Annotated in this window: 18 protein-coding genes; 16 read left to right on the top strand and 2 right to left on the bottom strand. The window is 37.5% G+C overall.

Annotated features, from left to right (window positions below; genetic code table 11):
* Positions 1-9 precede the first annotated feature (9 nt).
* The 11 genes from RK01_RS06685 to recN all read left to right on the top strand — a co-directional run bounded on the left by RK01_RS06685 (position 10) and on the right by recN (position 9329).
* Complete coding sequence (locus tag RK01_RS06685; RefSeq protein WP_016172533.1) at positions 10-903, top strand: ROK family protein; 894 nt, start codon at positions 10-12, stop codon at positions 901-903.
* A 201-nt stretch (positions 904-1104) separates the two neighbouring features.
* Entirely contained in the window at positions 1105-1662 is a 558-nt protein-coding gene (gene efp, locus RK01_RS06680; protein WP_016172532.1) for an elongation factor P, read from the top strand.
* A 26-nt stretch (positions 1663-1688) separates the two neighbouring features.
* Positions 1689-2111 (top strand): Asp23/Gls24 family envelope stress response protein, encoded by a 423-nt coding sequence (locus RK01_RS06675; RefSeq protein ID WP_016172531.1) that lies wholly within the window; start codon positions 1689-1691, stop codon positions 2109-2111.
* Positions 2104-2553 carry a transcription antitermination factor NusB gene (gene nusB, locus RK01_RS06670; RefSeq protein WP_016172530.1) on the top strand — a complete coding sequence of 150 codons (450 nt, stop codon included), beginning with the start codon at positions 2104-2106 and terminating at the stop codon, positions 2551-2553. The genes RK01_RS06675 and nusB overlap by 8 nt, the downstream gene beginning before the upstream one ends.
* A 152-nt stretch (positions 2554-2705) precedes the next feature.
* Complete coding sequence (locus RK01_RS06665; protein ID WP_016172529.1) at positions 2706-3563, top strand: bifunctional methylenetetrahydrofolate dehydrogenase/methenyltetrahydrofolate cyclohydrolase; 858 nt, start codon at positions 2706-2708, stop codon at positions 3561-3563.
* Positions 3564-4907 (top strand): exodeoxyribonuclease VII large subunit, encoded by a 1344-nt coding sequence (gene xseA, locus RK01_RS06660; RefSeq protein ID WP_016172528.1) that lies wholly within the window; start codon positions 3564-3566, stop codon positions 4905-4907.
* A gap of 60 nt (positions 4908-4967) precedes the next feature.
* Positions 4968-5189: an exodeoxyribonuclease VII small subunit gene (locus RK01_RS06655; RefSeq protein ID WP_016172527.1), complete on the top strand. Its 222-nt coding sequence runs from the start codon at positions 4968-4970 to the stop codon at positions 5187-5189.
* Positions 5186-6082 (top strand): polyprenyl synthetase family protein, encoded by an 897-nt coding sequence (locus RK01_RS06650; protein WP_016172526.1) that lies wholly within the window; start codon positions 5186-5188, stop codon positions 6080-6082. The genes RK01_RS06655 and RK01_RS06650 overlap by 4 nt, the downstream gene beginning before the upstream one ends.
* 1 nt (position 6083) lies before the next feature.
* Positions 6084-6899, top strand: a complete 816-nt coding sequence (locus RK01_RS06645) for a TlyA family RNA methyltransferase (protein ID WP_016172525.1) — start codon at positions 6084-6086, stop codon at positions 6897-6899.
* A gap of 285 nt (positions 6900-7184) precedes the next feature.
* The gene (argR, locus tag RK01_RS06640) at positions 7185-7634 is read left to right on the top strand and encodes an arginine repressor (RefSeq protein ID WP_016172524.1); all 450 of its coding nucleotides are present in this window, start codon (positions 7185-7187) and stop codon (positions 7632-7634) included.
* An 18-nt stretch (positions 7635-7652) separates the two neighbouring features.
* Positions 7653-9329, top strand: a complete 1677-nt coding sequence (recN, locus tag RK01_RS06635) for a DNA repair protein RecN (RefSeq protein WP_016172523.1) — start codon at positions 7653-7655, stop codon at positions 9327-9329.
* A gap of 59 nt (positions 9330-9388) precedes the next feature.
* On the opposite strand, the gene RK01_RS13490 is transcribed toward recN, so the two are convergent.
* Both RK01_RS13490 and RK01_RS06630 read right to left on the bottom strand, forming a co-directional pair.
* Positions 9389-9505: a DUF4044 domain-containing protein gene (locus tag RK01_RS13490; protein ID WP_016172522.1), complete on the bottom strand. Its 117-nt coding sequence runs from the start codon at positions 9503-9505 to the stop codon at positions 9389-9391.
* Between the two features lie 78 nt (positions 9506-9583).
* A complete protein-coding gene (locus RK01_RS06630) occupies positions 9584-10537 on the bottom strand; it encodes a magnesium transporter CorA family protein (RefSeq protein ID WP_016172521.1) in 954 nt (317 codons plus the stop codon).
* A gap of 173 nt (positions 10538-10710) precedes the next feature.
* On the opposite strand from RK01_RS06630, the gene RK01_RS06625 reads away from it, so the two are divergent.
* The 5 genes from RK01_RS06625 (at position 10711) to RK01_RS06605 (ending at position 15275) form a co-directional block, all read left to right on the top strand.
* Positions 10711-11079 (top strand): DUF3397 domain-containing protein, encoded by a 369-nt coding sequence (locus RK01_RS06625; RefSeq protein WP_016172520.1) that lies wholly within the window; start codon positions 10711-10713, stop codon positions 11077-11079.
* A gap of 163 nt (positions 11080-11242) precedes the next feature.
* The gene (gene mraZ / locus RK01_RS06620) at positions 11243-11674 is read left to right on the top strand and encodes a division/cell wall cluster transcriptional repressor MraZ (protein ID WP_016172519.1); all 432 of its coding nucleotides are present in this window, start codon (positions 11243-11245) and stop codon (positions 11672-11674) included.
* A gap of 14 nt (positions 11675-11688) precedes the next feature.
* Positions 11689-12642 carry a 16S rRNA (cytosine(1402)-N(4))-methyltransferase RsmH gene (gene rsmH / locus RK01_RS06615; RefSeq protein WP_016172518.1) on the top strand — a complete coding sequence of 318 codons (954 nt, stop codon included), beginning with the start codon at positions 11689-11691 and terminating at the stop codon, positions 12640-12642.
* A gap of 14 nt (positions 12643-12656) precedes the next feature.
* A complete protein-coding gene (gene ftsL / locus RK01_RS06610; protein ID WP_016172517.1) occupies positions 12657-13067 on the top strand; it encodes a cell division protein FtsL in 411 nt (136 codons plus the stop codon).
* Complete coding sequence (locus tag RK01_RS06605) at positions 13068-15275, top strand: penicillin-binding transpeptidase domain-containing protein (protein ID WP_016172516.1); 2208 nt, start codon at positions 13068-13070, stop codon at positions 15273-15275.
* Positions 15276-15286: the final 11 nt, after the last annotated feature.

Genomic DNA, 15286 nt, shown 5'->3' with positions numbered 1-15286 from the left:
GATGGCAAAATGAAATATGCAATCGGTATTGATATCGGGGGTACCAAAGTTGCCGGCGGGTTGGTTGATGAAATGGGAAATGTAACCCACATTACTCGCTTGCTTTCAAAATCAAGTGATCGTGAAGAAATGTTTGCGATAGTTTGCCGGGTAATTGAGCAGGTTTTAGTGGATAGCAAACTACCAGCAAATGAAGTTGCAGTTGGTTTAGGGGTTCCGGGTTTAGTTGATCGGACAGCGGGCATTGCTGTTTTTCAAAACAATTTGGCTTGGGAGAATTTTCCAGTCGTGGCTCGCTTACGCGAAGCTTTTCCGGCGATTGGCAACATCACCATTGATAATGATGTTTACCAAGCCACGCGAGCAGAGTGGCACTACGCTGGTTTACAGGATAAAGAAATTTTAGTCTATGTGACGATTAGTACCGGGATGTCTTGTGCTATCATGACACAGGGGGATTTTATTCGGGGAAATGGTTTTGCCGGAGAATTAGGACTGATTCCTTTAAAAGAAAAAGAAGGTCAAACTTTAACGGTTGAACAAAGCGCAGCCGGACCCGCCTTGGCCGAACGAGGAAAAGAAGCTTATAATGATGGTACAGTCACTGCAGAAGAAATTTTTCGGCGTTATCGCTTAGGTGAACCCTTGGCAAAAGAATTGGTAGAGTCATGGAGTCAAGATGTTAGCCGAGCGATTTATATGGTAGTCTCGTTGTTAGATCCCCAAAAGATTGTGTTTGGTGGCAGTGTAATGACGTTAAATCCCGATTTGCTGCCCTTAATTAAAACCAAGCTTGGAGAATGGATTGTTACAGCACAAGCACACAGTATTAGTACGCTAAGTATTTCTCCTTATCCTAATACAGGTGGAATAATTGGAGCCGGATTACAAGCGTTAAATTAAATTATGAAAGTACAGTCTTTTATTTGTCTTTTTCAAATAGAAGACAGTACTTTTTTGCAGGAACCCTAAGAGCTAGAAGAGCGGATTTGCCGTTAAAGCAGTGGGTTTTTATAGCCTTTGGTTAAAAATAATGATAAACTATTAACGAATATGCAGGATTTGCTCATAGCCTTTTGGTAATCGTAAATAAGGAGGATAGCCATGATCTCAGTGAATGATTTTAAAACGGGTTTAACAATTGAAGTTGATGGTGGTATTTGGCGTGTAGTGGATTTTCAACACGTGAAACCTGGAAAAGGAGCTGCTTTTGTTCGTTCAAAACTTAAAAATTTACGAACAGGTGCGGTTCAAGAAAAAACTTTCCGTGCTGGTGAAAAAGTTGCCAAAGCACAAATTGACAACCGTAAAATGCAATATTTGTACGAAAGTGGTGACAGCCATGTCTTCATGGATTTAGATACTTACGAACAAATTGAAATCCCAACTGAACAGATTAAAGATGAACTGAAATATATGTTAGAAAACATGGAATTGACAGTTATCATGTATGGTTCAGAAATTTTAGGGGTTGATTTACCCAATACAGTAGTTTTAGAAGTTGCTGAAACAGAACCAAATATCAAAGGAGATACTTCTTCTGGTGGTTCAAAACCTGCAACAATGGAGACCGGTGTTACTGTAAATGTACCGTTTTTTGTTAATCAAGGAGATAAATTAATCATCAATACAACAGATGGTTCCTATGTTTCACGCGCATAATTGTAATTAGACTGGAGGAAGTCATTGTGGCTGACGAAAAGAATTTAATATTAGGTACAAATCAAGATTTAGGTGAAATTGTCATCGCTCCTGAAGTGATTGAAATAATTATTGGGATTGCTGCTTCTAAAGTAGACGGCGTTTATGATATGCAAGGAAGTTTTACCAGCAATGTGACCGAGTTATTGGGTCGTTCCAATCACGGCAAAGGGGTTTCGTTAACGATTAGTGAAGATGGAATTAAGGTTGACCTTTACTGCTACATGAAGTATGGTATTTCTGTGCCCAAAACTGCGATGGAGATTCAAGATCGGGTCAAACAACAAGTATTATTTATGACAGACGTTGAATTAGCAGAAGTAAATGTGCATGTAGTAGCTGTGGTACCAGAAAAAGTTGAAACACCAGATTTGGATGAATTATTTGAAAATGAGGAAGAAAATGAGTAAAGAATTGTCTCGTCACGAGATTCGAAAAATGGCACTACAAGCATTGTTTCCCCTTGATTTTAATCAAGATTTAGACAAAAAAGATGCCATTATGCAAGCTATTGAACTAGAGCACCATGAAATGGTGGATGAGGAACAAGAAAATTTTGTACCCGCTTATTTGGATAAATTGGTGGCAGGTGTTTGCGAACATAAAGCCGATTTAGACGAATTGATACAAAAACATTTGAAAAAGGGTTGGAGCATTAAGCGTCTTTCTAAAATGGATTTATGTATTTTACGCATTGCCAGTTATGAAATGATGTATGAAACAAATGTTCCGAATAAAGTGGCGTTAAATGAAGCCTTGGAACTAACTAAAACCTTTAGTGATGATCAATCCCGTAAATTTGTTAATGGTGTGTTATCAGCGATTAACACAGATTTAACCAAAGAAGCTTAAGATTGTCGACAGCATAGAGCAGCTAAGAATGTTTATATTCTTAGCTGCTTTTTTGTTTGAATGCCAAATTTTCAGTAAAATTATCTGCTGAACTTTCACAATAAAAGTCCCCTGTGCTAGAATAGTGCTAAATGAATGAAAGAGGCGATTTTGTGGCCCAATTACTAGATGGAAAAAAATTAGCTGCCTCCATGCAGGCAGAAATGCAAAGTGAAGTAGCTAAAATTAAAGAAAAAGACGGCATTGTGCCAGGCTTAGTCGTCATTTTAGTTGGGGAAGATCCAGCGAGCCAAATATATGTGCGCAATAAAGAAGTGGCAGCAGGAAAAATGGGGATTCGTTCGAAAGTGGATCGTCGTCCGGATACGATTACAGAAGCGGACTTATTGGCATTAATTGAAACATATAATCAAGATGAGCAATTTCATGGGATTTTAGTACAACTCCCATTACCTGCCCACATCGATGAAGAAAAGGTAATTTTAGCGATTGATCCTAAAAAAGATGTGGACGGCTTTCATCCGCTAAATATTGGACGATTGTTTGCAGGTGATCCGGTAATGATTCCATGTACTCCTTATGGTATCATGAAGCTTTTGGCGGCTTACAATATTTCAGTAGCCGGCAAAAATGCAGTGGTAATTGGTCGAAGTAATATCGTGGGAAAACCCATGGCACACCTTTTATTACAAGAAAACGCAACTGTAACAATTGCCCACTCTAAAACGCAAAATTTGCCTGCTATTGCCAAAAAGGCGGATATTTTAGTTGCTGCAGTGGGTGTGGGTCATTTAGTCGATAAAAATTATGTCAAAGAAGGTGCGGTTGTAATTGACGTTGGAATGAACCGTGATGCTAATAATAAATTAATCGGCGATGTTGATTTTGCTGCCGTGGAACCAATTGCAGATTTTATTACGCCAGTTCCAGGCGGTGTGGGGCCCATGACAATTACCATGTTACTCTACCAAACGATTAAAGCTTATCATCTGCAGAAATCAGGTGTTTAGATGGCACAAGAGTATTTAACTGTCACTGCATTAACCAAATATTTAAAACGCAAATTTGATGCGGATCCTTATTTGGAAAAAGTTTATTTAACGGGTGAAATCTCTAATTTCCGTTTAAGACCGAACCATCAGTATTTTTCTTTAAAAGATGATGGGGCTAAAATTTCGGCTGTGATGTTTAAAGGTGCTTTTAGTAAATTAAAATTTCAACCCGAAGAAGGAATGAAAGTCTTTATTATTGGACGGATTTCTCTGTATGAAGCAAGTGGTAATTACCAAATTTATGTTGAACAGATGGAACCCGATGGTGTGGGTGCATTATATCAAGCATACGAGCAGTTAAAGGCAAAATTAGAAAAAGAAGGTCTCTTTTTAGCTCCTAAAAAAAACTTACCTAAATATCCTAAAAAAATTGCTGTTTTAACGAGTCCTAGCGGGGCTGTCATAAGAGATATCATGACAACCGTTAAAAGACGTTATCCTATTGCTGAAATTACCTTATTTCCTACCGTCGTACAAGGGGATAAAGCTGCAGGAGATGTCGTTGCAAATATTGCTCGCGTAGAAGCAAGCGGCGATTTTGATACGATGATTATTGGACGAGGCGGCGGCTCAATTGAAGATTTATGGCCATTTAATGAAGAGAAAGTCGCCCGAGCTATTTTTGCAGCCAAAACGCCGATTATTTCCTCTGTAGGACATGAAACAGATACTACTATCGCGGATTTAGTAGCAGATGTACGGGCGGCAACGCCCACAGCTGCAGCTGAATTAGCGGTACCAGTATTAAGTGATGAAATTTTAAAGATTAAAGAAAAACAAACGCGATTGGAACAGGCCTTTATGCATCAATTGGCTTTAAAAAAAGAGCGCTATGAACGCTTAAGTGCTTCGTATGTATTGCGACAACCGGAACGACTCTATGAAGCGCAATCTATAAAGTTAGATCAACTAACCCAACGCCTGCTTCAAAGTACGCAAAACCGTCTTTTTGAAGAAGAAAAGAAAGTGATGCAATTAAATCACAATTTAAGGCAATTTAATCCTAAAAATAGGGTGAATGAATTAAAACAACAACAGAATTATTTACAAGAGCGCTTAGAAAAAAGTATGAAGCAACTTTTTCAGCAAAAACAGCAATCCTTTCACAATGCAATTCAATCTTTGGATTTACTCAGTCCTTTAAAAATTATGGGTAGAGGATACAGTTATACGACAAAAGAAGATAACGTGATTAAAAGCGTTGCAGAAATTACAGTGGAAGATAAGTTAGTCATTCACTATCAAGATGGGCAGGTAGAAGCTGCGGTAACAAAAATCAATCCTGAAGATAACAGGAAGTAAACCAATAGCTGAAGTAAGATTTTCATGTTAATTAATCTTATTGGTAAAATGGAGGAAATAATGGCTAAACAAACTTTTGAAGAATCATTACAAGAACTAGAAGCTATCGTAAAACAATTGGAACAAGGGGACGTAGCTTTAGAAGAAGCATTGACGGCATTTAAAAAAGGAATTACCTTGAGTAAGCAATGTCAAGAAACATTAACCAAGGCAGAAGATGCCTTGACAAAAATTATGCAAGAAAATGGCGAGGCTGTTGTGTTTGAAGAGGAAGAAAAATGACCTTATTGACAGAATTTAGACAGGAACATTTGGTTAGAGTTCAAACAGAAATGCGTAGTTTTTTGCGGCAGCAAACAACAGATGAACTGTTATTAGAAAGTATGCTTTATTCTATTGATGCCGGTGGCAAAAGATTACGCCCACTATTATTACTTGCTACGATTGCAGGATTTGGCAAAAAAATTACCCAAGGGGCGTATCAAACAGCCGCAGCTTTAGAGATGATCCATACCTATTCGTTGATTCATGATGATTTGCCTGCAATGGATAACGATGAATTACGCCGTGGCTTGCCAACTAATCATATGAAATTTGGTGCAGGAATAGCTACGCTGGCTGGAGATGGTCTGCTAACAGAAGCTTTTCATTTGTTAAGTAGGGCAGAGTTAACCAGCGAATTGCGATTATTGTTGCTACAAAATCTAGCCAAAGCAAGTGGCACTGTCGGAATGGTTGCCGGTCAAGCTGCAGATATTCAAGGGGAAGGAAAACAGTTGACTTTACCAGAAATGGCCTATGTCCATCAACGTAAAACCGGTGCCCTGTTTACTTTTGCAATTACAGCTGGTGGCTTATTAGCCAACCAAGATGAAAGCGTGATTGCTTTATTACAAACTTTAGCAGAGCACTTAGGTTTGGCATTTCAAATTCGTGATGACTTACTCGATGTAACAGCAACCAAAGATCAGCTGGGCAAAAATGTGGGACATGACGTGGCTTTAAATAAAAGTACGTATCCTGCACTATTAGGAATTGAAAAAAGCCATCAACTTTTGGCCACAGAATTAGCTGCCACAAACGCCTGTATCACTAAATTACAAGCTATTTCATTGATAAAACCCGACTTGTTAATGATGCTGACAGAAGAATTAACTTTGGAGGTACAAGCATAAAATGAAAAAAGAACGGGTAGATATTTTAGCGCATCAACAAGGCTTATTTGAGACAAGAGAACAAGCCAAAAGAGGAGTCATGGCTGGATTAGTATATTTGGCAAAAAATAGTGAACGTTTAGATAAACCGGGGGAAAAGATTCCAGAAGATTCTCTTTTGGAGCTAAAAGGTGCAAAATTGCCCTATGTTTCGCGGGGGGGCTTAAAATTAGAGAAAGCATTGCAGGTTTTTGATTTAACAATGCAAGATAAAATTTTGTTGGATATTGGTGCTTCTACCGGTGGATTTACAGATGTCGCATTACAAAATGGAGCAAAATTAAGCTATGCTTTGGACGTGGGTTATAATCAATTGGCGTGGAAGTTACGGCAAGACCCGCGCGTAATTGTGATGGAACGAACCAATTTTCGTTATAGTAAACCAAGTGATTTTCAAGAAGGTTTGCCGCAAATTGCCACAATTGATGTTTCATTTATTTCCCTACGTCTAATTTTACCCCCATTAGCAGAAATTTTAGTTGAAAATGGGGATGTCATGGCGTTAATTAAGCCGCAATTTGAAGCTGGTAAAGAAGCAGTCGGCAAGCACGGAATTGTTAGAGATCCTAAAGTACATCAAGCAGTGTTAGAAAAAGCACTCGCTATGGCAGTTACAAGTGGATTTTCAGTAGTGGGACTCGATTACTCTCCCATTAAAGGAGGGGAAGGAAATATTGAGTTTATTACTCATTTGAAAAAAAGTAAAACACCTGCCATTGCCCCAAGCATCAATATTACAGAAATTGTTGCTGCGGCTCATGAACAGTTAAAACAATAAAAATTTAATGAAAGAATCACCCAAACATGATCTGTATTCTATTTAGTAGTAATTTTTTGTTTGCTTGTATCTACTGCGGGCCCATTACTAAAATACAGAGAATGGTTGGGTTTTTCTTATTTAGCACAAGTTCTAAAAGAAATTTTAGTTTTTTGTTACCTTTATTTATGCGCAAAAATACGTTATTATTAATAAGAATTCAAAGTAAAATAATTTTAAGGAAAAGGCGTGTAAATCGAAGCAATTTCATTTACTGCGGCTTTATTTTATGTGAAGGAGCAAGCTATGAGAAAGAAAGAGCGTCATCGTTTGATTACCCGCTTGTTAACAGAAAAAAATATTCAAAAGCAAGAAGATTTTGTTGAACTATTAAAAAGTCGTGGTGTGGTGGTGACACAGGCGACTATTTCCCGCGACATTAAAGAGTTAAAGTTAATTAAAGTTCCTTCGCAAGAAGGCGGTTATCGCTACAGTCTGCCGGCAGAAACGGCAGAAGATGTCGGCGCAAAGTTAGAAAAAATGTTAAAAGATGCATTTGTCTCTGTTGACCAAATGGAAAAATTTGTAGTCTTAAAAACATTGCCAGGCAATGCTTCTGCGATTGCCAATCTCATTGAAAAAAGATTTCAAGATAATTTATTTTCAGTATTAAATGATGATGATACTGTCTTAATGATTACACGCACAGAGACAGCTGCCCAAGATTTACGACGGGAATTTTTACGCTTTTTATAAAAGCAGGAGTTGAGGCCGATGTTAGTAGAATTAGGAATTAAAAATTTTGCCATTATTTCCAGTTTGCGCCTCCAGTTTCATGACGGCATGACGGCTTTAACGGGAGAAACAGGTGCAGGTAAGTCAATTATTATTGATGCCATGGGACTTTTATGTGGTAGTCGCGGTTCAACAGATTACATTCGTCAAGGTAGTAATAAGTGTAGTCTAGAAGGCCTATTTGAAGTGCCGACAGATAGTCAATTTACAGAGCTATTACACGAATTAGGGATTGAAACAGAAGATGAATTATTAATTGTGCAACGTGATATTAGCCAAAGTGGTAAAAATATTTGCCGTGTAAATGGCCGCACTTTAACTTTGTCAAATTTGCGGCGAATTGGAGCTTTTTTAGTCGATATCCAAGGGCAAAATGAACATCAAGAATTATTACAACCCGAGCGTCATTTGCATTTACTTGATCAATTTGGGGGCAAAAAGTTTCAAGAATTATTAGCAAAATATCGTCAAGCTTTTGAAAAATTTCAACATTTAAAACAGCAAATGCGAAAAATTCAAGCCAATGAACAGTCTTATGTTCAGCGGATGGATATGTTACGGTTTCAACAAGATGAAATTGCTAATGCTAATTTATTACCCAATGAAGAAGAAGAATTAACAGAAGAACGGGCGAAACTGGGAAATTATCAAAAAATTGTCGACAGTTTAGCGCACAGCTACGCACTTTTGACCAATGACGAAGGGAATAGCTTAGACGGTATTGGGGCTGCTTTAACAAGTATGCAAGATATTGCTCATTTGGATAGTGAGTACGAAACAGTTAGTGAAAATTTACAATCAGCTTTTTATTTGTTGCAAGAAGCAGCAGGGGATATCTCGCGTCAATTTGATAGTTTGTCTTTTGATGAAGGGCGTTTGGAAGAAGTGAATCAGCGCTTAGAGTTAATTCATCAGTTAAAGCGCAAGTATGGCCAAACAGTCTCAGAAGTTTTGGCTTATTATGAGGAAATTACAAAAGAATTGACCGAATCTGCCTATACTGAAGGGCAATTGGAACAGTTGGCAAAAGAAGTCAGTGCACAAGAAGAAGTAGCCTCTCATTTTGCGGAACAATTGCATCAAGAACGTAAAAAGATTGCCTATAAACTATCTCTTGCTATTGTAACTGAGTTAAAAGAACTGTACATGGAACATAGCCAGTTTGAAGTTCGTTTTATGAATAGTAAAAAAATACTACAAGAAGATGGCTTTGATGAAGTAGAATTTTATTTAACGACTAATCCGGGTGAACCCTTGAAGCCTTTAGTTAAAGTTGCTTCTGGCGGAGAGTTATCCCGAATGTTGTTGGCACTAAAAACAATATTTTCTCAAAACCAAGGAATCACAAGTATTGTTTTTGATGAGGTTGACACAGGTGTGAGTGGGAGAGTTGCGCAAGCTATTGCGGAAAAAATTGCTAAAATTGCCGCAAATTCCCAAGTTTTGTGTATCACGCATTTACCTCAGGTGGCAGCAATTGCTGATTACCAGTATTATATTAAAAAAGAAATTAATCAGGGAAGAACCCAAACGATAGTGTCAGAATTAGAACCCCAAAATCGTGTATACGAAATTGCGCGCATGCTGGCAGGTTCTGAAGTGACCGAGTTGACGATGGAACATGCCAAAGAATTATTGGCAATGGCCGGACACTGAATAAAAAATAGCCATGAAAAAGCAACAGCTTTTCCATGGCTATTTTAATGGCATAGATTTTACATGACGCTTAAAATTGCAGTTAAAAATACGGAACCAACAGTTAAAATCAACATGGTCCAAATCACGATCTTGGTTACTTTACTAAAAGTACTACTGGATTTTTTTTCGTTCATAAAGGCCACCCTTACATAAATTCTTCTCTTGGAGTTTACTCTTATTTGTTAGTTACTTCAAGTCTATTGCTGTCAATTTCACAAAAGATTCCTCTTTTTTAAATATTTAATTGCCAAATAACAAATTACGATTGTGATACCGCTAATCAAGAAAAATGCGTTGTCTGATTCGGCAAATGGTAATTTGACGTTCATACCATATACGCCACCTACAATAGTAGGAATTGTTAAAACGATTGTTAAAGAAGTCAATATTTTCATGACAATATTCAAATTATTTGAAACGATTGCCGAAAACGTTTCGTTCATCTGGCTAACTAGTTGCAAATTAATTTTAGCCGAAGTCATAGACTGTTTTGTTTCAACTAATATATCATGTAGATGAATATGGTAAGCATGGTGCTCTTGAAATTCTGAAGTATCGGCTAATCTGGTTAGTGTTTGAAAGTTGGCTTTTGTTGCTGCTTCAAATAAGACCAAACTTTTTTGAATATCCATCAATTGATACAAATGTTTATTTTCTGTGGAAACTTGTATTTGCCCTTCTAATTTATCGACTTGACGTCTTAAATCGGCTAAATCTTGATTATAAGTTAAAGCCAAGTGCCAAAGAATCTGTAAAACTAGATTCAATTTGCTACTCATATCGTTTTTAGGTAACGGATTTTCCAAAATATCTTTAAAAAATGGCATATGATAGTTGCAGACTGTAATTAGTCTTTTTTGAGGAGTAATAATCATTGCTAAAGGATACGTGTTAAATTGTAAGTATCCACTAGGGCTTGTTGAAACATATGGAAACTGTAATAATAGCAAGACAGGAATTAAAAATTTTTCTTGCTGAAGTCCTTCAGCACGGGCATTTTCATTATCATCTAAGATACTTGTCAAGTAATCTTTTGGAAGTTCGTATTTTTGAGAAAGAAGTTCGATTTCTGCAGCTGTTGGTTTTTCAACATGAAGCCAAAGAGACTTCTTAATATCTTCTGTTATAGTTAATTGATTATCTTCAAGAAAATAATGTGTAATCATGTAGTCACATCCTTTATGAAACATTATAATAGAAAAACGGTGTGATTTCTTTTGAAAGGTTATAAAAACTTAAGAAAAACTTAGTTGACTGCAAGAATTTTTAAAAGAACTGCAACACTTATGTAAAGAAAATCAAGTATAGTTACCCTAGCGGTATGGAGAGGAAATGACAAATGGAAAAGTTTACACCGTTATTAGCATTTTGGTACATTTTTCCGGTAATCGTTTTGGTTGCCTGTAACTTTCTTGTAACCACTTTTGCTTTAACGAAACGTTTTAAAATAAAAGCACCAGATTTAGCTGTCCCTTTTCTTTTTTTGGGCATTAATCAAGCTTCCCAAGCTACTTTTGCTTTTTCTGCGCTCCCTTATTTTATTATTGGCTTATTAGTTTTGGGTATTGGCTTGGCAATTTTTCATGCCTATTTTTATGGTGAATTAGCCTATGGACGCTACTTAAAAATGTTTTGGCGGCTAGTTTTCTTATTGACAATGGTATTTTATGTTTTTGTAATTGTGCTTAGTTTGTGGCATTTTCTTTAATTTTTTTTAAAGTTGTCGTGAATTAGATTTGTTATTAATTCTCTTGTTATCCTTGGTGAAAAAAAGTCAAAAAACTTCCTTTATTCCTATACATATTTGGTGGTAGAAAGTGGGGGATTGTGGTAGACTGTGTATATCAAGTGGTGACAGGGGGTCTTTGTCGATGTTTATGGGCGAATTTCAGCATTCAATCGATGCGAAAGGTCGTTTAATAGTCCCAGCCAAGTTGCGGGAAAAACTCGGCGAAAAATTCATTGTCACGCGTGGTCTTGATGGTTGTTTGTTTGGCTACCCTGAAGCAGAATGGGAAAAATTAGAAGCAAAGTTAAATGAAATGCCTTTAGCCAAAAAAGATGCACGTACGTTTGTCCGTTTCTTTTATTCAGCGGCAACGGAATGTGAGATCGACAAACAAGGCCGTATTAATATTCCTCAAACGTTACGTAAACACGCAAGTTTAACGAAAAATTGTGTTATTACTGGTGTGAGTAATCGGATTGAAATTTGGGATGAAGCAAAATGGCAGGCTTTCTCAGAAGAAGCTGAAGAGAATTTTGATGAAATTGCTGAAACAATGATTGATTTTGGCTTATAGAAAGAGGAACTTAAATGGCGGATTCATTTCAACATTACACCGTGATGCTTAAAGAAACAGTCGATGGACTAAATATTAAACCTGACGGTATTTATGTTGATTGTACCTTAGGTGGTGCTGGGCATAGCCAATATTTATTATCACAATTAAGTGATAATGGGCATTTGTATGCTTTTGATCAAGATCAAAAAGCAATTGATCATGCCCAAGTTTTTTTAAAAGACGCTGTGGCAGCTGGGAAAGTTACCTTTGTGAAAAGTAATTTTCGTCATCTAGCAGCTGCTTTAAAAGAATATGGCGTCCAAAAAGTGGATGGGGTTTTATACGACTTAGGTGTTTCATCCCCACAGTTGGATGAAGCCAGTCGTGGTTTTAGTTACCATCAAGATGCACCATTAGATATGCGCATGGACCAATCTGCAGCTTTTTCTGCTTATGATTTGGTTAATACTTATGATTATCATGAAATGGTAAAAATTTTTTATCGTTATGGTGAAGAAAAATTTTCCAAACAAGTTGCCAGACAAATTGAGCGTGCGCGGGAAAAAGCCCCTATTGAAACTACTGGTGAGCTGGTAGATTTAATTAAAGAAGCAATTCCTGCTCCAGCTAGACGTAAGGGGGGGCATCCTGCCAAACGGATTTTTCAAGCGATTCGTATCGCGGTTAATGATGAATTAGGCGCAATTGAAGAATCATTGGAACAGGCAATAGCTCTTTTAAATGTCAGTGGCAGAGTGAGTGTCATTACCTTTCATTCATTAGAAGATCGTTTGGTTAAAAATATTTTTAAAGAATACAGTAGTCCTAAAGATTTGCCACCAGGTTTACCTATGGTACCAGTGGAATATCAACCGGAATTAAAATTAATTAATCGCAAACCAATTGTTGCCAGTCAAAATGAGCTTGATGAAAATAATCGCTCCCGCAGTGCAAAATTGAGAATTGCTGAAAGAATCAAAGAATAAAAAGGAGCGTCGAAATGGCAGAAGCGAAACGTGAATATCATTATGATATGAATCAAGCAGCACCACAAATTGAACAACCCAATCCGTCAGCAAAACCATCGACGCCACCACGTCCTGAAATTATTCGCATTCCAGCTTCGCCAGCTCGAAAATTAAAACGTATCAGTGGTTTGGAAAAAATTATCGGGATTTTTCTTCTGGCTGCTGTGATTGGCTTAGCTGTTTTAACAGTGTATGTTCGAACAGATATTAGCCAGCTAGAACGAGAAGTTTCTCAAATTGAAGCACAAACAACGCAACAAGCTGAAGAAAAAACACGTTTAGAACAAGAAAAAAGTGAGCTTTCAAAAACGGAACGAATTAAAAAAATTGCAGAGAAAAAAGGACTTAAAATTAACGATGACAATTTAAGGAAAGTGAAGTAAATGCGTTTTAAACGAATCAGAAAGTATTTCCGCAAGAAAAATCAAAATCCAACGAACAACCGCAAAAAAGTAGGGATTATTCTCTTTGCTACGAGTATTGGGTTGTTCTTTTTGTTTGCCGCTCGTTTAGGCTATCTCGTAGTAGTTGGCAATGTGGCGGGTACCTCTTTAGAAAAAAAGACTGCCGCACTCTATGAAGGCAGTAAAATAGTGAAAGCAAAACGAGGTACAATTTATGATCGCAACGGCGTCGCAATTGCTGAAGACGCTACTTCATATTCTTTAAAAGCTATTTTGTCAAAAAATTATAAAACTGGTGATAAAAAATTATACGTCCAAAGTAAGGACTATGAAAAAGTTGCCGCCATTTTGCATGATATTTTAGGCTTGGAGGAAAAAGAAGTTATTGCCCGTTTAAAAGAAGGGGCAAAAAACGAATTGTATCAAGTTGAATTTTCTGGTAAAGGCAAGAACATTACTTTAGAGAAGAAGAAAAAAATTGAACAGGCGATGGAAAAGGCAGAATTGTCTGGTTTAGACTTTGATGAACACCCTAACCGTATTTATCCCAATGGCACGTTTGCCTCTCATTTTATTGGCTATGCTGAATCTGAAGTGGATAAGCAAGGAATAGATAAAGGGTTAGTCGGCAAAATGGGTCTAGAAGCGGCCTACAATGATATTTTAAGTGGGACTGATGGTAAAATTGTTTACCAAAAAGATAATTATCAAAATCCGCTTCCTGGCACAGTAGCGCAAAAAAAGGCCGCTAAAGATGGTCAGGATATTTATACGACTCTTGATAGTGGATTACAAACTTATCTTGAGTCACTTATGGATACAGCTGTTAAAAAATACAAACCAGAAGATGCAACCGCAGTATTGATGGAAGCCAAAACTGGAGAAATCCTAGCCATGAGTCAACGACCGACATTCAATCCGGAAACGAAAAAAGAATTTTCCGACAAAGACTTTAATTGGATGAATTTATTAGTAGAAGATCGTTATGAACCCGGGTCAACGATGAAAGTCATGACAACTGCTGCTGCTATTGAGTCAGGAGTGTTTAATGAAAATGAAACCTTTACTTCCGGTGAGATTAAAGTTGCCGATGCTACTATCAATGACTGGGACTACCAAGAGCAAAGAAGAACGTTAACGATGCGTCAAGCCCTCTCTTGGTCAAGTAATGTCGGAATGGTTAAATTGGAACAAAAAATGGGAGATACTTGGCAAAATTATCTGAAAAAATTTGGCTTTGGTCAAAGTACCTATTCTGGTTTACCAGGAGAAAACAGTGGTATTTTGCCAACAAATAATATTGTCGACAAGGCGATGAGTTCATTTGGTCAAGGGATTGGCGTGACGAACTTTCAAATGATGCGCGCCTTTTCTGCGATTGCCAATGATGGTAAAATGTTGGAGCCCCACTATATTAGTAAAATTGTTAATAATCAAAACGATACCGAGCGTGTGACAGAACCAGAAATCGTGGGAAATCCAGTTAGTGCTGAAACGACAGCGAAAGTTCGCGAATACATGCGAGATGTTATTGAGAGTAAAGACTACGGCAGTGCTTACGGTGTTTACAATGTGCCCGGCTACAAAATTGCAGCTAAAACCGGCACGGCTCAGATAGCGGATGAAAAAAATGGCGGTTATTATCAGGGGGATACAGCTTATTTGTACTCGATAGTTGAGATGATTCCAGCTGAAGACCCAGAATATGTTTTATATATGACGATGAAAATGCCAGAGCATTGGGAACAAAAAGCACTTGGCGATATTGGCAATGCTTTGCTAAAACGAGCAATGGAATTTAAAGATGATCAACCAGCTTCTGCCAGTGAAAATACCGAAAAAGTTGAAATTGCTGATTATCGCAACTTAGGTAAAGATAGTGCGGCAGCAGACGCTAGTAAGAATGGTTTAGTGCCTGTAGTAATCGGGACAGGTAGTAAAATTAAAGAGCAAGGGACTCCTCACGGCACCAAAGTCTTAGCAGGAGAAAAATTAATTTTATTAACCACTGGTTCGGAATATTACATGCCTGATGTTACCAATTGGTCTAAAGCTGATTTGGTCAAGCTCGGAGATATATTGGGCGTGAAAGTTAGTTTTAAAGGAGACGGTTATTGTTCCGGGCAAAGTCTTGCACCCTATGACCGTGTGGATGGTAAAGAAATTGAGTTTACCATGTCGCAATAGTATAAAATTTG

This window comes from Enterococcus dispar ATCC 51266 (assembly GCF_000406945.1).
Classification (GTDB): Bacteria; Bacillota; Bacilli; order Lactobacillales; family Enterococcaceae; genus Enterococcus_C; species Enterococcus_C dispar.
This window is presented reverse-complemented; position numbering and strand designations above follow the sequence as displayed.